We start from the raw sequence: 23,076 nt of genomic DNA on the forward strand, positions 1-23,076 counted from the left end.
ATGGATGGAAATACCGAAGATTTACAAAAGTTTGTTCCCCAAGTGCATTTTGAGCAAATACCTATTAAAAATTTATGTTCAAATCAAGATTACCAACGTAATCTTTCTATCAAACACGTTCAGCGTGCTGCAGCTAATTTTGACCTTTATCAGATAAACCCTGTAAAAGTAAGTAGACGTGATGGGATAAATTATGTGTTCAACGGACAACACACTATAGAAATTGTCGCTCTCGTCTCTGGATCAAGAGAAACTCCTGTCTGGTGCATGGTTTATGATGATCTTGTTTACACTCAAGAAGCAGATATTTTTGCAAATCAGATGAAATATGTCAAATCGTTACTACCTTATGAAATATTCATGGCTAATATTGAAGCTGGTAATGATAGAGAACTTATTATTCGTGACCTTGTTGAATCATATGATCTCTCTATTACTTCTTCCTCTCGCCCCGGAGGTATATGTGCTGTATCCACTTTAATTAATATCTATGAAAAATATGGTTTTCACACTCTTGATCGTGTTTTACGCCTTTGCGTTGCCACATGGGAAGGCGCGCCTATGTCCTTTAGCTCCAATATGCTTAATGCTATTGCCCGTCTGGATAATGCTTATGGAGAAACAATGAAAGATGACACATTTAAAGAAAAAGTAGGACGTGTCTCTGTCAGAGAAATCAGTCGTACTGCCAGAGAACGTCGTGCCGGTTCATTAGGGTTTGCAGAAGCTCTTTTACTAGAATACAATAAAAAATCCAAGTATTCACTTCCTTTTGAGAAATTATACACTCATAAAACACCCAAAAAAAGAGAACAATCAACTGAAGATGAATCCGGTCAAAGTTCCACTCCAGAAGGTCAGTTAGATTTATTTTCTACGGATCAGGACAACACTCAGGCTCTGCCAAACGAATAGCGCAGAGCCTTCAGCCTTCGTTCTATCCATACTTTCAAAAGAATACCCTACTCTAAGACTCCCTTTCATGCAAGCACTATTTTATCTTATTCCAAATTCATCATCCGCTCCATCCGCCACCTTATATATGAATATCCATTCCAAATATTTGCTTTTACCGGATACTCTTTCCTGTAAACAAATACAGTGTGATATTTAACAAAATGCATTCTACACCAGTTATGTATATCCTTCATACATATGTTATTTATACCGTTCACCCACTGTTCTAAAAACCATATGTCTTTATCTGACAATAACTCCATTATGAACAGTACATTATAATATTGAATGACACCTACTCTCTTCCTTTCCTCTATTAACCTTTTACACAATAACCTATACTTAATGTTCATATCGTTCCTATGCCTTCCCTCTAATCTATATTTTCCATCCTTATATACGTTATATATATAATTGTTATATAGTACATATAAGGCTCTGCAGCATATCCACTGCCTCTCCTCCACGGACTTCCCCTACAATTATCCTGTCCGGTCTCATTCGAAGGGCTGACCGGATCAAATCTCGGATCGTTACTGACACCGCGCCCGCCATATTGGCCATTTTTGCCTCCAGACATACCAGGTTATCAATTCCCCGGATCTTAAGCTCCGCATTATCTTCAATGGTGATCAGGCGCTCATCTTTTGGAATATATTCTGTAACAGCACCAAGGAATGTTGTTTTTCCACTGCCTGTACCCCCACCGATCACAATAGAATATCTTGCCTGAACAAGTTTTTTTAAAAACTGTGCACATTCTTCGGTGATGCTTCCAAAAGCGATCAGTTTTTCCATTGTGATAGGATCATCCGGAAAACGGCGGATCGTCAGGATAGGACCATTCAGAGCAACCGGATAAACCACTGCATTCACACGTGCTCCGTTTTCCAGCCTTGCATCTACAATGGGCATGGACTCGTTGACAACCCGGTTACAGCGCCCTACGATCTGCTGGATTACATCCTCCAGCTTCTCTTCCGACGTGAAGACCTTATTCCATCTGGTCAGTTTTCCTCCACGTTCCACAAAAATATGATCCGGACCATTTACCATGATCTCCGTAACACTTTCATCATCGATTAGTTCCTGCAGAACATCCAGCTTACGCACAGAACAGAACAGTTCCTGTCTGAGCTCTACTTTCTCCTTCAGTGAAAGAAACAGTTCCCTTGCCTGAGTTAATATCAGTTCATCGATCACCCCCAGGATCTCATCATCGGACAGTTCTCTGGAAACATCCAGCTGTTCCATGAGCAGATCATACATTTCCCGGAATTTTTCTCTGTTCATGACCGCTCCTTTCTCAAAAGTTCACGGATATAATCTCCCAGTTCACTCCATACCAGCTGTTCAACGTAAGCGTCAGAAGAGATCATGTCCATATGAAAGGGCAGGTGCACCTTTTCTGTTTTTTCCAGAATCTTTTCTTTATTCCAGATACGCAGAAGATTTTCGAATTGTGTCACCTTACAAACGGAAAGTGTGTCATTCAAAACCGGCATATAGATTTTTCTGCACATTTCCAGAAGCCGAAAATCCTCATCTGCATTTTCTCCCATATCCAGAATCAGCACTTCATAGGAACTGTGAAGTACGATCTCCTGCAACAGCCGCTCCCAGTCTTCCCAGTCCACGGTCCGGATATCTGAAGGTGTTCTTACCGGCGGTATAAAATCCAGATTGTTTACTGTCTGGATCATTCCGTTCATTCTATGGATCAGGTTTTCATTTCCCTGGCGAACATAATAAAACAGATCACTCAGATTAGCCGGAAATTTTTTCCCAAGAAGTTCCTCAAAACCAGAATAGGATTCCAGATTCAGATAAAGAACGGCACGTTCTTTCGCCAGTATCTGTCCCAGCGCAAGTGCAAAGGATGTCTTCAGACATCTGCCAAGAGGAGAAAAAACACCGATGATCTCCATTGTTTTTTTCAACACAGGAAAAGTTACCGGATCAAGAGATTTCTCTTCTCCATAGCAGGCCATCACCTCCCTTATCACATCTGAGGAAGATTGGTATTTATACACACTTGAATACTGATCCAGTTCCGGAGGATGCACACCTTCTGAAAGAATGATGATCTTTCCGATACCAAGGTCACGGACTTCTTTTCGCATTGCTTTATCGGAAATCAGCAGCAACTCAATATGATTTTCTTTTCCGTATGCAATGAGACTTTCTGCCGTGGTAAATGCCTGGATCTCAAACGGAAGATTCTTTTTCTGGTTCAGATAATCCATAAAATTGAAAGCATAATCCACCTCCAGATCACAGACTGCAAATATGTTTTTCTTCAATACACACCTCCTGCATAAAGCACCGCACTCAAAAATATGGGTACCGTAAAATGAAAGTTCTCCGGAAAGCTCATCCCCTTTCTGTAATAAGGACGTATCTCACCGGTACAGTAAAACTCATTCATATACTGATATAAATAAAGGAATCGTCGGCGGATACCGCCTGTAGAAATAAGAATTGCCAGAGAAATGCCTGCACCTGCAAGCAGAGAATAAACAATACATTCCATAACTGTCCGCGGCCCCATGATCCCGCCAAGTGCGCACAGAAGCTTGATATCTCCGGCGCCGATCATATGGAATATGAAAAGGATTCCCAAAAGAAGCACCGGCACAGCCACTCCCGCCAGAAAGATCACTCCACCTTTCGGCCCGTTTTCTGTGATCTGGATCAGGAAACCGATCATAAAAGAAAAAAGGATCCATCCATTGTCTACAGATGCATCTTTAAGATCCATCCAGACCGCCATCGCAGATATCACCACGGATAATTCTCCATAAAGAAACATACACGCCCCCTTTCCTTCTTAAAATATATGTTTATTCAGTTATGATAAAAATGGGATTTCCCGCCTGACCTGGCGGTGATCGATACCAGAAGATCTCTGGTGAAATTAATTATAAAATTTCAGGAGCATTTTGTCCAGCATTTTCGTTCGACAAATTCTGACACGAATTTTGCTGTCATCTGCTCCTGAAATTCTTTTTATCTTTTTATTTTTTATCTCTTTATCTTCTATGATCTTATCGGATCTTTACTCCGTCCTTGATCACTGCTTTCAGTTCGAGATCCTGATCCAGCAGTACCACATGAGCTTTTTTACCTGCTTCCAGAGATCCGTACTGTTCTTCTACCCCAAGGCTTCTGGCCGGATTTATGGTCGCGCAGGCCACGGCTGTTTCCAGCGGAAGATCCATCTTTTTAACAACTGTACGCATACAATCCATCAGATTTGTGGCAGATCCTGCGATCGCACCATCAGATACCAGCGTGGCAAGTCTTCCCACAACCTTAACATCCAGTCCGCCCAGTGTATACTGACCGTCCGGCATACCGGTAGCTCTCATACTATCGCTGATCAGGATCATCCTGTCAGCTCCCATCATCTGAAAGGTGGCCCGGACAACAGACGGATGGATATGGATCCCGTCACATATGATCTCTGCCATAACATCCTTATTATCAAAAACAGCACCTACGACGCCTGGTGCACGATGCGTAAACGCAGGCATTGCATTATACAGATGGACTGCATGGTTTGCTCCTGCTCTGCATGCTTCCATTGCTGTATCGTAATCTGCGTTGGTATGTGCCAGAGAAATATTGACCCTTTCATGAACTTCCCGGATAAATTCTGCTGCATGTTCACTTTCTTCAGGTGCAATCCCTATAAATTTTACCAGACCTTCCGAGGCCTTTAAAAAACGGTCACAGATTTCCACATTGCATGGAAGGATATTTCTCGCGTCCTGTGCACCTTTTTTCGCCGGGCTGATAAACGGCCCTTCCATATTGATCCCCAGAAAATCTGCCTTACGGCAGTCCTTTGTTTCTTTTTTATATTCTGCAGCTGTATGGAGGATCTGCTCCAGTTCCTCTACCGGCAAAGTCATGGTAGCTGGTGCAATCGCTGTAACTCCTACCGATGCCTCATATTCCGCGATCCTTCCAATCGCATCTTTGTCTCCGTCGCAGAAATCATCTCCCTTGCATCCATGAAAATGCAGATCGATCAGTCCCGGAATGGCGTAGCAGCCTTTTCCGTCCATAACGTCCCCGCTAAGCTGCGGCGCATCCTTTTCTTCATAAACCTGTCGGATCTTATCCCCATCCAGGATAATCCCGCCTTTTACAAACGCTTTGTCCGGTGTAAAAACATACACATTATCAATGATCATAGTAAAACCTCCCAAAATCCCCATTTGTGATCATAAACAAAAAAGCAACCAGAAACATGTTCTGATCGCTTTCAGTTAATAGCCAGTACGGGAATCGAACCCGTGTTTCCGCCGTGAGAGGGCGGCGTCTTAACCCCTTGACCAACTGGCCATATTCTTTTGTTTCTGTCGTTTGATTTTGTTTTTTGTTGTTTCCCTCAACCGACTTCGTTAGTATATAACACTTTCTTTCAAAATGCAAGTACTTTTTTTAATTTTTTTAAAAAATTTTCATGTTTTTCACGTTTATTCGTTTTTTACCCATTTTCCGATATTTCGTACGCTTGACCACTGCTGGTGTAAGTGCTACTATCAAAGCACCAATACCAAAATAATCAACTGCGGATAATGATCCACCCGGTATATCAGAAAGGTAATACTATGGAAACAACGATCAAAAAAATCGAAGATATGTCACTGAACGCATGGCCTTCCCATAAAATGGAACTTTATGACGGATGGATCTTACGTTTTTCTTATTTTTATACACACAGGACCAACAGTGTGGAACAGTTCGGAACCTCCACACTTCCATGGCGCGAAAAAATCCCCTACTGCGAACAGGTCTATAAGCGTCTGGGAACTCCTGCGATCTTTAAGATCAGCCCCCTTGTATCCCCGGATTTTGACTATATGCTGGAAAACAGAGGCTATTCCGTTCAGCACATAACAAATGTTATGACTGTAGACCTGGACAGTGCCGTTCTGGATGCGCCTGTCACTGATGTGCTTTTTTCCGATGAAATTCCGGATTTCTGGATTCACAGCCTTTTTGACCTGAAAAGAACTACAAATCCGATTCATCGAAGCGTCGTTCCTTCCATGTACCGTGCCATTCTTAAGGAAACTGTCTGCGCTTCCATAACAAAAAACGGCGAGATCATTGCCACAGGTCTTGGGATCCTGGATCGCGACTACATCGGTATCTATGCCATTCATGTGCGTGAAGATTATCGCCGCAGAGGATATGCCCGTCAGATCTGTACCGGTCTTCTCAATGAGGGCAAAAAAAGAGGCGCCAGCCACGCCTATCTTCAAGTGGTAAAAAACAATGCTTCCGCAGAAAAGCTTTACAGCTCTCTTGGATTTCAGTATTTCTATACCTACTGGTTCCGTGTTCAGCCTGTAGGAACACGTTTTCAGTAAATGCATGGATTTTCCGTAAATCCCTGTAGAAATCAAAAAATCTTTTTGCTATAATACCCTTAATATGTATAAAATCTTTCCTGCCTTCATATACTGATCCTTATCAATCGATAAGGAGACTGATCCGATGAACGATCCGCAGGAAAAAAACACCCAAAATCCCTATCATATTTATTACGATAATTATCTGGATACCAATGCCTGTACTGAATGCACGGGTCTGATCAACCATGGAATCGACAGCCGTGAGCAATGGGATTCTTTCCGCCAGATCTTTAACTTTATACCGGCGTCGGAAAACCATGATCTTACAGATAAACAGGACTGACCGTTATCCCGGGTCGGAGGACACAAATGAAAAAACTGTCTGCTGCATGTATGATTCTCGGCCTTTCCCTTTTTGCGGGAGGCTGCAGCAATGATCAGATCGATGATCATATTATTTCTCTTCAGGATAAAATTTCAGACGTTACTGCTTCAGATTCCACAGAACAGGAAGATCAGGAGCCTTCCACGGAAGAACGTGTTTATATGGATGAGCTTACCGGCACACTGCTGGATTTTGACGGTACACACCTGACGATTTCCAGCAATGGAGAAACCTATGTATTTGATGTTTCCCAGACAAGACTTGAATGCAAATACGGCGTTGTATCCAGTGATCAGGTCAGTGTGATCTACCAAGGACAGCTTTCCGGAACCGATATCAGCACCATTTCTCCCATCAAAATAACCGACAAATATCATAATGAAACTCCTCTGGAGGACCGCACTTTAAAGGGCAAAGTGAAATCACTCACCTCCAATGCCCTTGTGATAGTCACAGAAAAGGGAAATACTGTAACCTTCCCTGTCACCGGTGTCAGACAATACTACAAAAAAGGCTTCAAGGCCGGCAAGTGGATCTATGTCCATTTTCGCGGTAAATTCATCAACGAAACCCTCGTGAGTGACAAGCAGTATGACGGCAGTTTCACAAAAGTGATCAGTGTCTCCGATACGGATCCACTGAAAGTACCTGCAGCAACTCCTACTCCTTCCCCCGAACCGAAGAAAAAAGAGCAGCATCTCCGTGCAAAGATCGTAAATGTCAGCACCGGCACAATGACTGTCATTCCGCAGACCACAGGCTCGGAACTGACTGTTTCACTTTCCTCCGTTCCTGTATATTTCAAAGGAGGAATGGCTCCTGGATCTTATGTAAACATTATCTATACCGGTAAATTTAATGGTGAATCCACCAGCGGCATGAAGATCCGTGGAATCACCGGGGAGGATCCGGACATACTTTCAGTACGCAACATTACTTCTACTGTAACCGGCACGATCCTGGGCACAACCGCCAATACCGTGCTGCTCCAGACATACGACGGCGTAAAGATCCTCTGCAGCCGTGAAAACGTTCCGGACCTTTCCTCAAGCGGAATGGAAGAAGGTGCCGATCTCCGGGTTACTTTCAACCCTGCGAAATCACGCACCTCCAATATTTATACCTGTATTAAATTCGAAGACCCGTGACGGAAGATGGTGCGGATCCTTTTTTCTCCATCTTCCATCCAGCTTCGTACTGCCTGCGTATCACCCAGTATATCAAAAAAAGCTCTGCTTTCATCCTGTACACCCTGGCCGTGAAGAACCTGATATGCACCGGCATCGCTTCCTACTGCCACATGAACCTTCTTTTCAAAAGCTTTCTTCAGATTCTGCTCGCCTGTCTTTATAATAGATGCAAGGATCGTATCTTCAAATCTGCCGCAGCCTTTAAGATTCCGCACAGTTACAAGTGTCGGAACCCACACGCTTTCACTGTCTGCCAGTATGGAAATCGTCTCATCATCCATATAGTTCCCATGCTCAATACTGTCAACACCAGCCTCTACTGCTGCCTGTACGCCATAGCATCCATTTGTATGGCTCATCACGGCAAAGCCCTCTTCATGAGCAATATGTACCATTTCTTTCACATCCGCTGCTGAAAGCGGCGTTCCCGTAATTTTCCCGTGATCTGCAAAATCCAGAAGCCCTGTAGTCATGATCTTGATAAAATCCGCACCTTCAGCGGCAGCTTCCAGAACTCTTCTGTGATATTCCTTCATGTCTGAGAAGCTTTTTCCAACGATCTTCCCATAATGGCCCTCTTTATAAATGGCAAAAACCGGTGTGCGATAGTCAATTTCATATTCCGGAGCCAGTCTGGAAGCCCGCTTTGACACACCGTAATGATCTCCTCCGTCTCTCACAAAACGGATTCCTCTTTTCCGGTATTCCTCAAGATGAGCACGGATCAGAGCATCCCGGGGTCCGTTTTTCTGTGTCTCAACGGCTTTCCGGTAATCATAGCCATTGAGAAATATATGTGCATGACATTCTCCAAACATTTTCATCACTGCTCAAAAAAGTTTCGGATCTCTTTCTCAGATGCCTGCACCGACCCCTGTACAAAAAACGGCTTCCCACCTCCGCGTCCATTTAATTTCTCATTCATTTCCTTTGTAAATCGGCGAAGATCTCCGTCCTTTTCACCCATTGCATATTTATAGCTTCCATCTGCATTTCTGGAAAAAACCGCACAGCAGCCCTGGCAGGTCTGTGTCACCGCATCTGCAAGCTTCCGCACACTGTCTGCATCCATTCCATCCATAAAGATGAGAACGCTTCCGCTTCCTGCATAACGCTCTGCCTCTTTCCGGCACATGTCGTCTACCAGCTGACCAACCTGTCCTTTCAAGCGGAAATTCTCTTCCTGAAGACGTTCCACTGCCTGCGCAGTCTTATCCATTTTTGCAGAAAGCTTTACAGAAATCTGATGGTTCTGCTCGTTGATCATATTCAGATAATTCAGAACACGTTTTCCGCAGATCATCTCAATACGGACACCTTCACGGAATTTTTCCACGGAAAGGAGCTTCACCATTCCGATCTCTCCGGTATGTGTCACATGAGTTCCGCAGCAGGCACAGATATCCACCCCTGGAAATTCTACGATCCGCACCTGACCGGTAAGCTCTTTTTTGCTTCGGTAGTCGATTTTTTCCAGTTCCTCCGCTGTAGGATATATGATCTTTATCTGCGTATCTTCCCATATCTTTTGGTTTGTTTTCCGCTCGATCTCGGCAAGCTGCACCTCATCCAACGGGCCATTCAGATCTATGGTAATGGTATCGCTCCCCATATGAAAGCCTACATTATCATATCCGTAAGCCTCATGGATCAGTCCGCTCACCATGTGCTCACCGGAATGCTGCTGCATCAGATCAAACCTTCTTACCCAGTCAATGCGTCCCTGTACTTCTGTTCCGGCTTCCATCGGCTGATCTGTATAATGGAGAAGTTCTCCCTCCTTTTCATGCACTTCCTTTACTTTCACATCGTTGAGATATCCGGTATCGCTTGGCTGTCCGCCGCCCTCCGGGTAAAAAGCACTCTCATCCAGAATGATATGAAAGCCTTTTTTGGCTTCTCTGCACTCCAGGACTTTGGCTGTAAATTCTTTTTTATATACATCTTCATAATATAAGCGTTTCGTCTCTGTCATTTGTCTCATCCTTTCTGCATCTCTGCTTTGACGACTTATAGTATAGACCAAATTTTCTCTCCCCGCTATATAAAAACGGCATTTATCCAATGATTTACATATTTTTCCATAAAAGCTGAAGTCTTTCCTTCAGGTTCCGCGTTATAATAAATGAAACGGGAAGAGAAGGGAGCTGATTGCATCACACGGGAAGAATATCTGGAATATCTGATACATACATACCAAAATTTAATATTTTCCATTTGTCTGAAATCGGTGGGCAATCCCTTTGACGCCGAGGATCTGACACAGGATGTTTTTCTTTCCGCCTACAAAAATCTCTCCCGTTTTGATGGCACCTACGAAAAAGCCTGGCTCAGCAAGATTGCAGTCAGAAAATGTCTGGATCATCTGAAAGCAGCCGGCAGACGTACCATTCCCACAGAGGACACCTATTTTGAACAGCTCCATGATAAAGAGTTTTCCCCGGAGGAGGCATTTCTGGACAAAGATTTCAAGGATCGGATCCGACATTTATGTTCAGCGCTAAAGAGCCCCTACAGGGAGGTTGCCATTGAGCATTTCTGCGAAGAAAAAACCGCCGCAGAAATTGCAAAAGCGCAGAATAAAAATATCAAAACAGTACAGACGCAGATCTACCGGTCCAGATCTATGCTGAAGGCACTGCTGGAAAGGAGTGATTAGATGCACATACCACAGGATGAATTCCAGAAATTCCAGAACGGAACCATGAATACGGATGAAATGATCCGTTTTCTGGAGCATATGGATCAATGTGATTTCTGTCTGGATGAACTTCTTCAGAATGAGGATGCCGCTTCTGAGTATGCTCCATCCTATCTGCAGGATGAAATTCTGAAAAAGGCAGCTTCTCCGGAAGTTCAGGCTTCCAGAAAAATACATGAAACTGCTTATTGGATGAAGCTTCTCTGTGCAGGCTTACGGACTGCCGTAGGTATGGGTGTTGCGCTGATCATGCTTTTTTCTGTATCGCAGACAGATTTTACGGCTCTTCATCCTTCACCGGAAACAAAAGTTAAGATTTCTTCATCCCTTGACATTGGTTCCGGCCTGAATCAGCTTTCCAGAGAGGTAGGTTCCCAGCTCAGTGAACATTCTCAGAAGATCAGTAATAATCTGAATGATCTTACGAATAAAATTATAAACGGAGGCAAGTAAATTTATGAAAAAACAAAAACATGGTTTCTGGGTATTTATCTTTTCCTTGATCCCCGGTGCCGGGGAAATGTACATGGGATTTAAAAAACAGGGAATCAGCATTATGCTGCTGTTCTGGGGATCGATCGCACTGGCATCCATAACCGGCCTTGGATGGCTGGCCATGTTTCTCCCGGTAATATGGTTCTATAGTTTTTTTAATGTCCATAATCTGAAATCCCTATCAGAAGAAGAATTCTACTCTGTAGAGGATAATTACATTCTTCACATGGATCAGCTTTCCGGTGATATGGGAAAATTCTTACAAAAGCATCAAAGTGCAGCTGCATGGGTCCTGATCCTGCTTGGTATCTGCATCCTGTGGAGTCGTTTCACAAGTCTTTTGTACCTCATTGTACCGACTAATATAGTCGACTATGTATACAATATCTGCAACAGCCTTCCGCAGATCATCATTGCTGCAGGTATCATTGCTGCAGGTATTTATCTTCTTACTCAGCAGAAAAAGAAGCTGAAACAGGAAACCGAAACAAAAGAAGAGCATTACTGGGAACCCTATCGTCCATATCAGCAGCTGACAGAAAAGCCTGTTCATACTTCTGATAACTCCGACAAAGATACAGCATCTGAAGCTTCTCCCATTGCTGATCTGGAAAATACCGATTCTGATTCTGCTTCATCCACAAAATAACACAGAGAAAAAAAGATCCACTGTCAGTTTCCTGACAATGGATCTTTTTATATGATTTAAATTTACTGCTTATGTGTTACCTTAAGACGTGTCATTGCTCTCGCAAGAGCCAGCTGACTCCTGTGGTATTCCATAATACTCTGTTTCTGACGAAGCTGCTCCTCTGCACGATCCTTCGCTTCCTGCGCACGACGGATATCGATTTCCTCGGGGCTTTCTACACTGAGACAGAACAGCTTGGCACGGTTATTGATCATCTCAACAAATCCGCTGCTCACAGCAAAAACATGTGTATTTCCATCTGCATCCTCAAAACGCATCTCACCTGGAATAATGGTTGCTACCACATTCGCATGATGAGCAAGAAATCCCTGCTCACCATCCACTGCCGGGATAATAAGCTTCTGAGCACGTCCTGCATAAGCCAGTTTATTGCTGGCATATATTTCCAGGCCAAATGTCTCACTCATAGCCGCTCCTTACTGCCGGTTCTCCTCGGCTTTTGCTTTTGCAATTACATCATCAATGGTTCCAACATTAAAGAATGCGTTCTCCGGATACTCATCCATTTCACCGTCAATGATTGCCTTGAAGCCACGGATCGTCTCTTTCAGCGGTACATATTTACCTTTGATACCGGTGAAGTTCTCAGCTACATGGAACGGCTGTGAAAGGAACTTCTGGATCTTTCTTGCACGAAATACTGTCTGCTTATCTTCCTCTGAGAGCTCCTCCATACCAAGAATAGCAATGATGTCCTGCAGCTCTTTATATTTCTGAAGAATCTCCTGTACTCTACGTGCAACCTCGTAATGTTCCTCACCAACAATATCTGCCTCCAGGATACGGGAAGTAGACTCAAGCGGATCTACAGCCGGATAAATACCCTGCTCAACGATCTTACGGGAAAGAACCGTTGTCGCATCCAGATGAGCAAATGTTGTTGCCGGAGCCGGGTCAGTCAGGTCATCGGCCGGTACATATACGGCCTGTACGGATGTAACGGATCCTTCCTTGGTAGATGCGATCCTCTCCTGAAGCTCACCCATCTCAGTTGCCAGTGTAGGCTGGTATCCTACTGCGGACGGCATACGTCCAAGCAGAGCGGAAACCTCAGATCCTGCCTGTACAAAACGGAAGATATTATCAATAAAAAGAAGTACGTCTCTGTGCTCCTGATCACGGAAATACTCTGCCATAGTAAGTCCGGTCTCCGCAACACGCATACGTGCTCCGGGCGGCTCGTTCATCTGTCCGAACACTAAGGCTGTCTTCTCAAGAACACCTGATTCCTTCATTTCTGTCCAAAGGTCATTACCCTCACGGGAACGCTCACCGACACCGGTGAAAATAGAATATCCACCATGCTCGGTAGCGATATTCTGGATCAGCTCCTGGATAAGGACTGTCTTACCAACACCGGCACCACCGAACAGACCGATCTTACCACCTTTTGCATATGGAGCAAGAAGATCGATAACCTTGATACCTGTTTCCAGGATCTCAACTGCCGGTTTCTGCTCTTCAAATGAAGGCGGATCACGATGGATGACCCAATGCTCCTCACCGTCCAGGGAATCACCGCCATCTACGGTATCTCCAAGAACGTTGAACAGACGACCAAGTGTTTTATCTCCAACCGGAACCTTGATACCGCTTCCGGTAGCTGTTACTTCTCTGTCTCGCTGCAGGCCCTCGCTGGCTCCCAGCATGATGCAGCGCACGATATTATTTCCAAGGTGCTGGGACACCTCCATAACGCATCTCTTACCGTTGTTCTCGACTTCAAGGGCATCCTTGATATCCGGAAGCTGTCCGTCTTCAAAAACAACGTCTACAACAGGTCCCATAACCTGTACGATCTTACCTTTATTCATAGTCATCACTTCCTTTTTTGTGCTTTAGCACCGCTGATAACCTCTGTGATCTCCTGCGTGATCGCAGCCTGACGTGCTCGATTATACTGAATGGAAAGATCCTTCAGCATCGCCCTCGCACTATCTGTAGAGGACTGCATTGCTGTCATTCTCGCACTGTTCTCACTGGCATATGCCTCTACAAGACATCCATAGATCACACCTGTAAGGTAGTTGGGGATCATAGTATCCAGAAGTACATCTGCAGACGGAGATAACACGATCTCCTCCTGATAAATATCTGCCGGAATCTGACCCACTTTAAAATCAGCCTTTTTCAGCGGTAAAAGCTGCATATTCACATTTTCCATTGCCATCGCATTCAGCATCTGTGTATAGACAATGTGAATTTCATCCAGCTCTCTTTCCAAAAACGCACGTACGATCTCATCTGTGATAAGGCGTGCTCTGTGCATAGTCGGCTTCTGCACGGTATAATGAAAACTGCCGTCCATATCCACATCTCTCTTGCCGAAATACTGACGCCCTACCATACCAAGGACATACAGCTTGTGATGTCCCGGTACCTCTTCCATGAAATCTTCTGTCATTTTCTGTACATTATGATTGTATGCACCAGCCATACCTTTATCACCTGTAATGACAATGGTACCTACCTTTCTTTCATCCTTCGGAACAAGATGACGCTCACTGAAGAAAGGATGCTGGATATCCGGCATATGACGGAGGATCCTGGCAATGGCGGCCTGCATATTATAGAAATATGGTTCCGTATCCTGCAGGATCTTCTTGGCCTTTTGCATCTTGGAAGAAGAAATCATGTACATCGCATTGGTGATCTTCATGGTGTCCTGAATGCTTTTCATACGAGTCTGTATTTCTTTTGCATTTGCCATATCAACACCTACCTGCTCTTATCTCTGAATTCTTCTGCCGCCTTTACGATTTTCTCTACAAGCTCATCAGAGAGCTGCTTTGTAGTCTCGATCTCTTTGCCGATCTCAGGATATACATTATCAAAGTACTCCAGAAGATCCTTCTGATATTTCTTGATCTCTTTCTTTTCTACATCTACCATCAGCTTGTGAGTCGCAACGCAGAGAGTAATTACCTGCTGATGAAGACTTAACGGGCTGCAGAGCGGCTGTTTCAGAAGCTCCATCAGACAGCTTCCGTATTTCAGCTGTGCAGTTGTAGCCTCATCCAGATCTGAACTGAACTGGGTGAACACTTCCATCTCTCTGTACTGTGCCAGGTCGATACGTACACTACCGGAAGCTTTCTTCATAGCCTTGGTCTGTGCAGCACCACCAACACGGGATACGGAAAGACCAACATTGACTGCCGGACGCATGCCTGAGAAAAACAGATCACTTTCCAGGAATATCTGACCATCTGTGATGGAAATTACGTTTGTAGGAATGTATGCAGATACATCACCGGCCTGTGTCTCGATGATCGGAAGTGCCGTAATGGATCCGCCGCCTGCCTCTTCACTCAGACGGCTGGAACGCTCCAGAAGTCTGGAATGAAGATAGAATACGTCACCAGGATATGCCTCACGTCCCGGAGAACGCTCAAGCAGAAGTGACAATGCACGATATGCCACTGCATGCTTGGAAAGATCATCATATACGATCAATACGTCTTTGCCCTGATACATGAAATACTCTGCAAGAGCAGTACCAGCGTAAGGAGCAATATACTGAAGCGGTGCACAGTCACTGGCTGTTGCGGAGAATACAGTTGTATACTCCATTGCACCGTATTTTTCAAGATTGGAAACTACCTTTGCAACGGTAGAAGCTTTCTGTCCGATGGCAACATAGATACAGATCACATCCTTACCTTTCTGGTTGATGATCGTATCTGTTGCGATGGATGTTTTACCTGTCTGTCTGTCGCCGATGATCAGCTCTCGCTGTCCACGGCCGATCGGAAACATGGAATCAATGGAAAGGATTCCTGTTTCCAGAGGTACAGTTACAGACTTACGATCGATGATTCCAGGAGCCGGATTCTCGATCGGGCGGTATTCCTCTGCCTGGATCTCTCCCTTTCCATCAATAGGCTCACCAAGTGCGTTTACGATTCTTCCGATAAATTTATCACCTACCGGAATACCTGCCTGTTTGCCAGTTCTGGCAACCTTGGTGCCTTCCTTGATTCCTGTATCCTTTCCGAAAAGAATACATCCCATGCTGTTGGCACGGACATCCTGTACCATACCTTTCAGACCATTCTCGAAAGTCACAACCTCACCGTACATGGCATGATCGATACCATAAACAGTTGCGATGCCATCTCCCACGGAGATGACAGTGCCTACTTCCTGGTCCTTGCTGATTTCGTCATAGTTCTTTATTTCTTCCTTGAGAATCGAAATGATTTCATCTGGATTTATTGCACCCAATTCAATTTCACCTCCGGGTTAATTTCTGTTTCAGTTTCTTATAACGTCCGATGAGGCTCCAGTCGTACTCACGATCTCCTGCCCTGAGAACAAATCCACCTACAAGGCTTTTATCCTCTGTAAGGGTAAGTTCCACTTCTCTGGCAGAAAACTGGCTACGGAGAAACTCCTTCATCTTATCTTCCTGCGCTTCGGTAGGACGTGTTACATAAAGAAGCTCTGCCTTGAGAATTCCTTTCTGTTCCCGGCTGTAAGCATCATAAGCTTCAAGGATCTCTCCGATTCTGTCAATCTTCTGATACTTACACGTTACTTTAAGAAAACTCTTCATTTCCTGCGGAAAAACCCGCTCTATTACCTGTTCTTTTTCTTTGAGGGAAACAAGTGGATTTTCAAGCATTTTACCTATCTCAGGTGTATTCTTAAAAATCTTTCCTGTTTCGCAGATTGCCTCCCCCGGGACAGAAAGACCGTATAATGCTTTTGCATAATTAATGGACGTCTCTGTCATGAGGATCACCTGCTCCTTCTAAAAACTGGTCATATAGGGACATATCCTGTGCTTCGTCGTTCTTTTTTCCCATGATTCTGGATGCTGCATCCATTGCCAGCTCAGCCACTTTGCCTTCCATCGCTTTCATAGCAGCTTCCTGCTCAGTGCTGATGTCTCTTCTTGCTTTCTCAAGAATCTGGCCAGCCTGATCATTAGCTCTCTTCACGATGCTGTCTGCCTGTACTTTTGCCTCGTCCTTAGCCTGCTCTACAATACTGAAGGATTCCTCCTTCGCAGATTTCAGTGCATCCTCATACTGTCCTTTCAGCTGGTTTGCTTCAGTGGTTGTCTTCTCTGCTGAAGCAAACTGCTCATCGATCATGGCTTTTCTTTTCTCCATAACACCAATGATCGGGCCGAAAAGGAACTTCTTCATTAAAAGATAAAGAACGATCAGGTTTATAATAGTAAAGACAAGGTTGATATCAATTTTAATCACCTGGTCCACCTGCCTCTCTTAATCCTGAATTAGTATCTCGTCTTTACCTATTAGCCAAGCATGATGATGATCAGAAGACCGATTACGAAACCGTAAATAGCTGTTGCCTCTGCAAGAGCACATCCAAGAAGAAGTGCTTTACTGATCTTGCTCTCTGCCTCTGGCTGTCTTGCGATAGCTTCTACTGCTTTAGATGTTGCAAGACCGATACCAATACCTGCTCCAATACCTGTAAGAACTGCGATAGCTGCACCAATTGCGATTAACATAGTTTTTTCCTCCTGTAAAATACAATTTTTTTCATTTTTAGATCAAGCGGAGCTTCCGCTTCACTACTCAATTGCTTCCTTGATGAACAAGGATGTTAAAAATACAAATACATACGCCTGTATGAATCCATCGAAGAAATCAAAATACAGGCTGAATGGTATGGGAAGAATGGCCGGACAAACAAACTCCAGCAGCTTCATAACTACGAAGCTTCCCAGAACATTACCGAACAACCGCATGCAGAGAGATGTAGGTCTGATCGCTATTTCCAGAATGTTGATCGGAAGCATGATCGGAACCGGCTCCGCAAAGCTTTTCAGGAAACCCTTCAGTCCCCTCTTATGAAAGCCTGCATACTCGATCAGAATAATGCTCATCAGCGCCAGCGCAATGGTAACATTCATGTCCTTCGTCGGTGGTGTAAAACCAAATACGCCTGCGATATTGGCTATTCCGATGTAGATTACGGTTGACATCAAATAAGGCACATACTGTTTGCCTTCTTCTCCAAGGATACCCATGAAGAAATCCTGAAGAAAACTTACCCCGGTTTCCAGAAGCAGCTGCTTCTTACCCGGATTTTCCACACTGAGATTCCGAACTAAGATCAGAGACAGAATCACAAGAACCGCCATGATGACCCATGTGACTACCACACATTCTGCAATTGGTATTCCACCAAACACCGGAATGGTAAAGGCTGTCTTACTGTTTAGCTCTTCTGCCAGTGTACTTGATAAATCTCCCGTTTTTCTCCCTCCTTTTCTCTTGGCGCTGATCGCATCTTTTTATAATTGGTATGACCACGCCTTGTAGTTGACTTTATTTTACTCCGCATTTCCAGAATGTCAATATTATTTTTGCCTGTTTTGTACAAAAAAGAATCTGTTTTTTATACAAAATACACAATTTATTTTGATTGACCTTAATCCGACTTTCTGCGTACAGATACCTCTCCATAAGAAAGCAGGGTTTCTGAACCATCCTGTTCTCTTACAAGAAGCCTTCCATCTGGTGCTATAGATTCTGCATAAGCTTCCCTTGTACACTGTCCGTCTGTGATCACGATCATGTTTCCAGGAATGATATTATTTTCTGTATATTCTCTGGAAAGTCCCGGAGTCTCCACTTCCATAAGAAGCTGATTGACGATCTCCGCCACAAGAATACTGCAGTTTATATGCTCTGCGTCCTTCCTGTTTTCAAATAATGCTCCAGCCGTTTCCTGTATATCTTCAGGAAACCCATCTTCCGGCATATACAGATTCAAACCAATTCCTACAACTGCAAACTCAATGTTCCCGCTTTCAAAGTCTGTAACAGCCTCTGTCAGTATCCCACACACTTTCTTATTATGAAGATACAGATCATTGACCCATTTGATCCCAAGGTCGATCCCGCAGATTTTCTTCACTGCACGGCACACTGCAGTTGCCGCCGCTGTAGTGATCAGGAGTCCTTCCTTCAGAGTCCGGTCCGGTCTTAGAACGATACTCATATAAAGTCCTGCATTTTCAGGAGAATAAAAACTTCGGCCTCTTCGGCCTCTTCCGCTTTTCTGTCTGCGCGCCAGTATCAGTGCACCATGACCTGCTTCTCCTGAAAATGCAGCCTCCTTGGCTGCCCGGTTTGTAGAATCCAGTTCTCTGTATATTTTTACAGGGACATCCGGATGATCGAGGTAAAGCCGTATTCCTTCTTCCGATAAACGGCTGCCTCCTCGAAGCACATAGCCTTTGTTTGGTCCAGCTTCTATGGTATATCCCTCTTCACGAAGGGATTTCACAGCTTTCCAGATGGCTGCCCTTGTGCAGTTTAGTTCTGCTGCTGCCGCCTCTCCGGATATCAGTTCATTCTCGTGCTGCTCCAGAAGCTTCAGCATTCTTGCTTTTACAGTCATATCTTCACCGTCCGTAATCTGCCTGAAATGGCAAAATTTATTCCCTTCTAAGAGTCGAAAGCATTATAGCACTTAAACATCGCAATGTCTATTATCTTTTTCACATATGCTATCTATATTATTTTTATATTTCAGTTACAGTTATTATATAATTTTTCGCATTTTTGTCTGTTTTCATTTATTTTTTATATATTATTTCTGTTGAAAACCTGCAGACTCAGGAGTGAATTTTCCTGAATCTTTATTATATACAGATTTTCTTTATCATATATTTATCAGTTGTAATTAGAAAGACTTTTCTCAAGAAATTCCCGGTACTTATCGCGAACCTCATCCGGTGACGCGATCACCGCATCCGGGCCAAGACTGGCTATCCAGCCAAAGAACTGGTCACTGATATTTACACGAACCAGTGTTTTGAAATGTTCAGGATCCTTCCTGTGTATCATAATATCTCTGCCAAACCGATCCAGCACCACCCCGACTAAGCGGTTATGTGCTTCCAGACATATGGTTTTCTCTTTTCCGCCAAACATCCCGAAGGTCCTGGATGTCAGCTCACCTATATCATAATTCTCAAAAAATTCTCTGCCGCATCGCACTTCCTTCTCTATACGGATCTGCTGGAGCTTATCTACCAGATACTGCTTAACCCTTCCACACTTCTCGTCGTAAGTGATCAGATAATACTCCTCATTCTGCCATACAAGTCCCCAGGGACTGACCGAATATCGTTCCCCCTCATTCTCCGGACACAGCTTCTTCTCCACAGTCCATTCACAATACTGAAAAGAAATCTGCCTGTCCTCAGTTAATGCACGCTGTATCATATCAATACTGTAATACACATTCTCGTTTACAGTCCGGATACTGTTCTCTGCAAATCCCTGTCGCCGCAGCTGTCTGGACTCATAAACACTGGCAAGGCTCTCCAGCTTCCTGATCAGCTGTCGGGATTTCCCATTGGTGATACATCTGGAGGACTGTACTGCATCCACCAGAAGTCTCAGCTCCGGAAGCTCAAATTCCCGACTGGCAAGATAAAAACCGGCCGGGTGCTCCCGCCGGTTCAGGATATCCATTCCAAAATTCCGCAGGGTTTCAATATCATCATAGACAGTCTTACGCTCTGCACTGATTCCCAGACTATTCAGATAGGAGATCAGCTCCTTCACAGACATCGGATGCTCTTCGTCCGTCTGCTCCAGAAAAATGCGCATCAGATATAAAATTTTAATCTTCTGGTTAAAGACCCTTGGCATCCTCTCTCCCTCCGTTCTTCTACTTGTCTGTCAGTGATGCCACCACTGCAAAATATAATACCATGAATGACAATACAACGGCAACGATATCTGCTCCACGGAAATCAAAATTAAACAGCATTGCCCCGCCAAGCATAATCTCCATTGTAAGAAGTGCGCCCAGTACCATTGCCATTCCTGAAGAAAGCTTCTGTCTGCCGCAATGTCCGTTCTCAGCATCCACATATCTTCCTTCTGCCAATACTGCCTTCCTGCTGCTCTCTGTATTCCACATAAGATCCATCCTCCCTGTCCTATGTTCGTCTCACGTTTTATCGAACATATTTTCCAAACATATTTTCTGTATGTTTGCATTATAGCTCATTTTTAGTCCAATAAAACGGTATAAATATGGTTTTTCCGAACATTTGTTTATTTTATACAAAAATATGTTCGTCTTTAAGATCCGCAAAAAAGAATGCTGCATCCGGCACTTCTGTTGCATCCGAAGTAAAATCATCTCCGGTTTCCTTTTCTGTGGTTATTGTTCACTCCGTTCTCAGTAACTACTTTTCGTGAACTGCCCAGGATATTCTGACCAAAGAAAAAAGCCTGCCATATATGACAGACCTTTCACACATTTTTATTCTTCTATGGATTTAACTTTAACACCGATAAATGAATATTTACATCATTCCCGCAAACACCGATGCGCCGACAACCGTAAGCAATCCGGCAACTGCAATGGCAAGGCTGCTCATGGCTCCTTCTACCGGGCCAAGCTCCATGGCTTTGGCAGTTCCGATGGCATGGGCAGATGTTCCAAGTCCAAGGCCCTTTGCGATCGGCTCCTCGATCTTTGCGACCTTGTAGACAACCTCTGCGATCATATTTCCCAGAACTCCTGTGATGATGATCACGGCAACGGTGATGGTCACGATACCGCCAAGCTCCTCGGAAACGCCCATTCCGATGGCAGTTGTGATAGACTTCGGAAGCATAGTGACATATTCCTGATGATCAAAGCCAAACAATTTCGCCATAAGCAGAACACTGCAAAGCCCGGCCAGCGTTCCGGAAAAGATTCCGGCAGCCACTGCCTTGAGATTTTTTTTCAGCAGATGGATCTGCTCATAAAGGGGCACTGCCAGACAGACCGTTGCCGGGGTCAGCAGATAGCTGATATATTTTCCACCTTCATTGTAATCATCATAATCAATATGGAAGAGCAAAAGAACACCGATAACACAGATGATGGAGATCAAAAGCGGATTAAAGATCGCCATTTTAAACTTTTTTTTCAGGATCAGACCAATCTCATAGGCGATCAGACTTATCATTGCTCCGAAAAATGCGGAGTTTTTTATGAATTCCATCATTTTTCAGTTCCTCTCTTTCCCATACGAATCACTCCCTGTGTTACTTTTCCTGTTACGACCATTACGATCACCGTGCTGATAAACGTCATGATGAGAACCGGTACACAGATCGGTTTCAGAGTGCTCCAGGCTGTGATCAGTCCCACACCTGCCGGTACAAACATCACCGGCATGATCTCAACCAGAAAATCTGCCGCACCTTTGACCTGATCCAGCTTCAGAATACCTGTGAGCAAAGCCACCAGCATAATGATCAGTCCATAGACACTGGCCGGTACCGGAAGTGGAAGAAAGGTTTTCAGTAATTCTCCAATGACGGAAATCAACAGGATGATGCTAAACTGCTGCACATGCTTCATGTTGCATCCCTCCTGATTCATGTAAAGCGTATTTTCACATTTTGCTTTACTGCATACTCATGAACGCAGCTGCGTTCACATTCTGCGCTCAAACGATTTTTGCAAAAGTGGTAAGACCACTTTTGTTTTAAACGTTTTCTAATTATACGCTACAAATCCAAAATTACAAGGATTGTATCCAATAAAATACAAAAAATCCTTTTATGCATCAGCGTATTCCAGTAATCCCCAGAAACATATCCGCGCAAAAGGATCTTTAAACAAAATTTTTATCATTTTTCGGAATTCTCCGCCAAAATAATTTTTTCTACCTGATATTTTCCATCCTCCACAGTCATCACCGCCATGGTAACCTCTCCGCCAAAACGGCTTCTTCCACAGCTTCCCGGATTCAGCCACAGTCTGCCATCGATTATCTTCTCAAAATATTTGTGAGTATGCCCGAAGATGACCACCTGTGTGTCCCCCAGCTCCCACGCAACGTCTTTTTTGTTATGGACCATAAAAAATTTCACGCCGCCAATGGTAAAGCTTAGACTGGTGCGGAGATTTTCCGCCCAGTCTTTATCATTATTTCCACGGACCACATAGAGATTCCCCATGGAACGCAGTACATCCAGGATCTCGTCTTTATTGACATCTCCGGCATGGAGGATATACTTACAGTCTTTTAAGATTTCCAGTACCTCAGGCCGCAGAAGGCCGTGAGTGTCTGATATGATGCCTATTTTTTCTTTCATGATCTCTATCCTGCTCCAATCCTTTATCATTATCGCCTTTTACCTTTTGCAGCTCACGCTATGACCGGCAATACTCTTCACAATACATAAATATTTAACAGCTGCTTCTTTTCACACCATTTCAGAAATTTTCTTAATTGGATCAAGCCGATATTC

Annotated in this window: 27 protein-coding genes and 1 tRNA gene; 7 read left to right on the plus strand and 21 right to left on the minus strand. The window is 44.1% G+C overall.

The features are described from left to right. The gene (locus tag DWW77_RS00380) at window positions 1–915 is read left to right on the plus strand and encodes a DUF6551 family protein (protein ID WP_117592861.1); all 915 of its coding nucleotides are present in this window, start codon (window positions 1–3) and stop codon (window positions 913–915) included. Window positions 916–1,374: 459 nt separating this feature from the next. Here DWW77_RS00380 and DWW77_RS00390 read toward each other — a convergent pair whose 3' ends face one another. The 5 genes from DWW77_RS00390 to DWW77_RS00410 all read right to left on the minus strand — a co-directional run bounded on the left by DWW77_RS00390 (window position 1,375) and on the right by DWW77_RS00410 (window position 5,310). Beyond that, window positions 1,375–2,250, minus strand: coding sequence for a TadA family conjugal transfer-associated ATPase (locus DWW77_RS00390; protein WP_330547778.1), 876 nt, complete (start codon window positions 2,248–2,250; stop codon window positions 1,375–1,377). Next, complete coding sequence (locus tag DWW77_RS00395; RefSeq protein ID WP_118607843.1) at window positions 2,247–3,260, minus strand: P-loop NTPase family protein; 1,014 nt, start codon at window positions 3,258–3,260, stop codon at window positions 2,247–2,249. The genes DWW77_RS00390 and DWW77_RS00395 overlap by 4 nt, the downstream gene beginning before the upstream one ends. Next, on the minus strand, window positions 3,257–3,769 hold the full coding sequence (locus DWW77_RS00400) for a prepilin peptidase (RefSeq protein ID WP_021652829.1): 513 nt from the start codon (window positions 3,767–3,769) through the stop codon (window positions 3,257–3,259). The genes DWW77_RS00395 and DWW77_RS00400 overlap by 4 nt, the downstream gene beginning before the upstream one ends. A gap of 235 nt (window positions 3,770–4,004) precedes the next feature. Next, window positions 4,005–5,159, minus strand: a complete 1,155-nt coding sequence (gene nagA / locus DWW77_RS00405) for an N-acetylglucosamine-6-phosphate deacetylase (RefSeq protein ID WP_118514046.1) — start codon at window positions 5,157–5,159, stop codon at window positions 4,005–4,007. Between the two features lie 79 nt (window positions 5,160–5,238). Further along, a tRNA-Glu gene (locus tag DWW77_RS00410) sits at window positions 5,239–5,310 on the minus strand. A 269-nt stretch (window positions 5,311–5,579) separates the two neighbouring features. Between DWW77_RS00410 and DWW77_RS00415 the strand changes: the two genes are divergently transcribed. From DWW77_RS00415 to DWW77_RS00425, 3 genes are all read left to right on the plus strand, one after another. Beyond that, window positions 5,580–6,344 (plus strand): GNAT family N-acetyltransferase, encoded by a 765-nt coding sequence (locus DWW77_RS00415; protein ID WP_118514048.1) that lies wholly within the window; start codon window positions 5,580–5,582, stop codon window positions 6,342–6,344. A gap of 127 nt (window positions 6,345–6,471) precedes the next feature. Next, complete coding sequence (locus DWW77_RS00420) at window positions 6,472–6,672, plus strand: hypothetical protein (RefSeq protein WP_118607844.1); 201 nt, start codon at window positions 6,472–6,474, stop codon at window positions 6,670–6,672. A 26-nt stretch (window positions 6,673–6,698) separates the two neighbouring features. Beyond that, window positions 6,699–7,862, plus strand: coding sequence for a hypothetical protein (locus tag DWW77_RS00425; RefSeq protein ID WP_118607845.1), 1,164 nt, complete (start codon window positions 6,699–6,701; stop codon window positions 7,860–7,862). Here DWW77_RS00425 and DWW77_RS00430 read toward each other — a convergent pair. Further along, window positions 7,832–8,722, minus strand: a complete 891-nt coding sequence (locus DWW77_RS00430; protein ID WP_118607958.1) for an amidohydrolase family protein — start codon at window positions 8,720–8,722, stop codon at window positions 7,832–7,834. The genes DWW77_RS00425 and DWW77_RS00430 overlap by 31 nt on opposite strands. Before the next feature lie 5 nt (window positions 8,723–8,727). Continuing rightward, a complete protein-coding gene (locus tag DWW77_RS00435) occupies window positions 8,728–9,888 on the minus strand; it encodes an alanyl-tRNA editing protein (RefSeq protein ID WP_118607846.1) in 1,161 nt (386 codons plus the stop codon). 141 nt (window positions 9,889–10,029) lie between these two features. Here DWW77_RS00435 and DWW77_RS00440 point away from each other — a divergent pair, with 141 nt between their 5' ends. Genes DWW77_RS00440 through DWW77_RS00450 form a run of 3 tightly spaced genes read left to right on the plus strand, consistent with a single transcriptional unit; the run spans window position 10,030 to window position 11,749 of the window. Beyond that, window positions 10,030–10,563, plus strand: coding sequence for an RNA polymerase sigma factor (locus DWW77_RS00440; RefSeq protein ID WP_118607847.1), 534 nt, complete (start codon window positions 10,030–10,032; stop codon window positions 10,561–10,563). Next, entirely contained in the window at window positions 10,564–11,058 is a 495-nt protein-coding gene (locus DWW77_RS00445) for a hypothetical protein (protein WP_118607848.1), read from the plus strand. It begins immediately after the preceding gene. A gap of 4 nt (window positions 11,059–11,062) precedes the next feature. Next, window positions 11,063–11,749: a hypothetical protein gene (locus DWW77_RS00450; protein ID WP_118368479.1), complete on the plus strand. Its 687-nt coding sequence runs from the start codon at window positions 11,063–11,065 to the stop codon at window positions 11,747–11,749. Between the two features lie 62 nt (window positions 11,750–11,811). On the opposite strand, the gene atpC is transcribed toward DWW77_RS00450, so the two are convergent. The 14 genes from atpC to DWW77_RS00525 form a co-directional block, all read right to left on the minus strand. Continuing rightward, on the minus strand, window positions 11,812–12,219 hold the full coding sequence (atpC, locus tag DWW77_RS00455) for an ATP synthase F1 subunit epsilon (protein WP_118368480.1): 408 nt from the start codon (window positions 12,217–12,219) through the stop codon (window positions 11,812–11,814). Between the two features lie 9 nt (window positions 12,220–12,228). Next, window positions 12,229–13,626: a F0F1 ATP synthase subunit beta gene (gene atpD / locus DWW77_RS00460; protein WP_118062354.1), complete on the minus strand. Its 1,398-nt coding sequence runs from the start codon at window positions 13,624–13,626 to the stop codon at window positions 12,229–12,231. Between the two features lie 5 nt (window positions 13,627–13,631). Next, window positions 13,632–14,522, minus strand: coding sequence for an ATP synthase F1 subunit gamma (gene atpG, locus DWW77_RS00465; protein WP_118368481.1), 891 nt, complete (start codon window positions 14,520–14,522; stop codon window positions 13,632–13,634). Window positions 14,523–14,530: 8 nt separating this feature from the next. Then, window positions 14,531–16,039: a F0F1 ATP synthase subunit alpha gene (gene atpA, locus DWW77_RS00470; RefSeq protein WP_021652816.1), complete on the minus strand. Its 1,509-nt coding sequence runs from the start codon at window positions 16,037–16,039 to the stop codon at window positions 14,531–14,533. Window positions 16,040–16,046: 7 nt separating this feature from the next. Then, window positions 16,047–16,550 (minus strand): ATP synthase F1 subunit delta, encoded by a 504-nt coding sequence (gene atpH, locus DWW77_RS00475; RefSeq protein ID WP_118514062.1) that lies wholly within the window; start codon window positions 16,548–16,550, stop codon window positions 16,047–16,049. Then, window positions 16,531–17,031, minus strand: a complete 501-nt coding sequence (atpF, locus tag DWW77_RS00480; RefSeq protein ID WP_022427145.1) for a F0F1 ATP synthase subunit B — start codon at window positions 17,029–17,031, stop codon at window positions 16,531–16,533. The genes atpH and atpF overlap by 20 nt, the downstream gene beginning before the upstream one ends. Window positions 17,032–17,081: 50 nt before the next feature. Then, complete coding sequence (atpE, locus tag DWW77_RS00485) at window positions 17,082–17,300, minus strand: ATP synthase F0 subunit C (protein WP_021652814.1); 219 nt, start codon at window positions 17,298–17,300, stop codon at window positions 17,082–17,084. A gap of 63 nt (window positions 17,301–17,363) precedes the next feature. Then, a complete protein-coding gene (locus DWW77_RS00490; protein WP_173754044.1) occupies window positions 17,364–18,080 on the minus strand; it encodes a F0F1 ATP synthase subunit A in 717 nt (238 codons plus the stop codon). 146 nt (window positions 18,081–18,226) lie between these two features. Continuing rightward, window positions 18,227–19,201, minus strand: coding sequence for a biotin--[acetyl-CoA-carboxylase] ligase (locus tag DWW77_RS00495; protein ID WP_118514064.1), 975 nt, complete (start codon window positions 19,199–19,201; stop codon window positions 18,227–18,229). Between the two features lie 275 nt (window positions 19,202–19,476). Continuing rightward, complete coding sequence (locus tag DWW77_RS00500; RefSeq protein WP_118607849.1) at window positions 19,477–20,463, minus strand: helix-turn-helix transcriptional regulator; 987 nt, start codon at window positions 20,461–20,463, stop codon at window positions 19,477–19,479. Window positions 20,464–20,482: 19 nt separating this feature from the next. Next, window positions 20,483–20,737, minus strand: a complete 255-nt coding sequence (locus DWW77_RS00505; RefSeq protein WP_118607850.1) for a hypothetical protein — start codon at window positions 20,735–20,737, stop codon at window positions 20,483–20,485. A gap of 391 nt (window positions 20,738–21,128) precedes the next feature. Then, a complete protein-coding gene (locus DWW77_RS00515) occupies window positions 21,129–21,821 on the minus strand; it encodes an LrgB family protein (protein WP_118514072.1) in 693 nt (230 codons plus the stop codon). Further along, the gene (locus tag DWW77_RS00520) at window positions 21,818–22,180 is read right to left on the minus strand and encodes a CidA/LrgA family protein (protein ID WP_118514074.1); all 363 of its coding nucleotides are present in this window, start codon (window positions 22,178–22,180) and stop codon (window positions 21,818–21,820) included. Before DWW77_RS00520 ends, DWW77_RS00515 begins: the two co-directional genes overlap by 4 nt. A gap of 272 nt (window positions 22,181–22,452) precedes the next feature. Next, a complete protein-coding gene (locus DWW77_RS00525; RefSeq protein WP_118607852.1) occupies window positions 22,453–22,920 on the minus strand; it encodes a metallophosphoesterase family protein in 468 nt (155 codons plus the stop codon). Window positions 22,921–23,076: the final 156 nt, after the last annotated feature.

The organism is Ruminococcus sp. AF17-12 (assembly GCF_003479245.1).
Classification (GTDB): Bacteria; Bacillota; Clostridia; order Lachnospirales; family Lachnospiraceae; genus Blautia_A; species Blautia_A fusiformis.

What these genes read in the sequence shown, in the direction of transcription:
- DWW77_RS00380 (WP_117592861.1), top strand. Translation starts at nt 1, where the DNA reads ATGGATGGAAATACCGAAGATTTACAAAAGTTTGTTCCCCAAGTGCAT.
- DWW77_RS00450 (WP_118368479.1), top strand. Translation starts at nt 11,063, where the DNA reads ATGAAAAAACAAAAACATGGTTTCTGGGTATTTATCTTTTCCTTGATC.
- nagA (WP_118514046.1), bottom strand. Translation starts at nt 5,159, where the DNA reads ATGATCATTGATAATGTGTATGTTTTTACACCGGACAAAGCGTTTGTA.
- DWW77_RS00425 (WP_118607845.1), top strand. Translation starts at nt 6,699, where the DNA reads ATGAAAAAACTGTCTGCTGCATGTATGATTCTCGGCCTTTCCCTTTTT.
- DWW77_RS00430 (WP_118607958.1), bottom strand. Translation starts at nt 8,722, where the DNA reads ATGTTTGGAGAATGTCATGCACATATATTTCTCAATGGCTATGATTAC.
- DWW77_RS00525 (WP_118607852.1), bottom strand. Translation starts at nt 22,920, where the DNA reads ATGAAAGAAAAAATAGGCATCATATCAGACACTCACGGCCTTCTGCGG.
- DWW77_RS00500 (WP_118607849.1), bottom strand. Translation starts at nt 20,463, where the DNA reads ATGCCAAGGGTCTTTAACCAGAAGATTAAAATTTTATATCTGATGCGC.
- DWW77_RS00420 (WP_118607844.1), top strand. Translation starts at nt 6,472, where the DNA reads ATGAACGATCCGCAGGAAAAAAACACCCAAAATCCCTATCATATTTAT.
- atpG (WP_118368481.1), bottom strand. Translation starts at nt 14,522, where the DNA reads ATGGCAAATGCAAAAGAAATACAGACTCGTATGAAAAGCATTCAGGAC.
- DWW77_RS00505 (WP_118607850.1), bottom strand. Translation starts at nt 20,737, where the DNA reads ATGTGGAATACAGAGAGCAGCAGGAAGGCAGTATTGGCAGAAGGAAGA.
- atpC (WP_118368480.1), bottom strand. Translation starts at nt 12,219, where the DNA reads ATGAGTGAGACATTTGGCCTGGAAATATATGCCAGCAATAAACTGGCT.
- DWW77_RS00415 (WP_118514048.1), top strand. Translation starts at nt 5,580, where the DNA reads ATGGAAACAACGATCAAAAAAATCGAAGATATGTCACTGAACGCATGG.
- DWW77_RS00400 (WP_021652829.1), bottom strand. Translation starts at nt 3,769, where the DNA reads ATGTTTCTTTATGGAGAATTATCCGTGGTGATATCTGCGATGGCGGTC.
- atpH (WP_118514062.1), bottom strand. Translation starts at nt 16,550, where the DNA reads ATGACAGAGACGTCCATTAATTATGCAAAAGCATTATACGGTCTTTCT.
- DWW77_RS00495 (WP_118514064.1), bottom strand. Translation starts at nt 19,201, where the DNA reads ATGACTGTAAAAGCAAGAATGCTGAAGCTTCTGGAGCAGCACGAGAAT.
- atpE (WP_021652814.1), bottom strand. Translation starts at nt 17,300, where the DNA reads ATGTTAATCGCAATTGGTGCAGCTATCGCAGTTCTTACAGGTATTGGA.
- DWW77_RS00445 (WP_118607848.1), top strand. Translation starts at nt 10,564, where the DNA reads ATGCACATACCACAGGATGAATTCCAGAAATTCCAGAACGGAACCATG.
- DWW77_RS00390 (WP_330547778.1), bottom strand. Translation starts at nt 2,250, where the DNA reads ATGAACAGAGAAAAATTCCGGGAAATGTATGATCTGCTCATGGAACAG.
- DWW77_RS00515 (WP_118514072.1), bottom strand. Translation starts at nt 21,821, where the DNA reads ATGATGGAATTCATAAAAAACTCCGCATTTTTCGGAGCAATGATAAGT.
- DWW77_RS00435 (WP_118607846.1), bottom strand. Translation starts at nt 9,888, where the DNA reads ATGAGACAAATGACAGAGACGAAACGCTTATATTATGAAGATGTATAT.
- DWW77_RS00440 (WP_118607847.1), top strand. Translation starts at nt 10,030, where the DNA reads ATGAAACGGGAAGAGAAGGGAGCTGATTGCATCACACGGGAAGAATAT.
- atpD (WP_118062354.1), bottom strand. Translation starts at nt 13,626, where the DNA reads ATGAATAAAGGTAAGATCGTACAGGTTATGGGACCTGTTGTAGACGTT.
- DWW77_RS00520 (WP_118514074.1), bottom strand. Translation starts at nt 22,180, where the DNA reads ATGAAGCATGTGCAGCAGTTTAGCATCATCCTGTTGATTTCCGTCATT.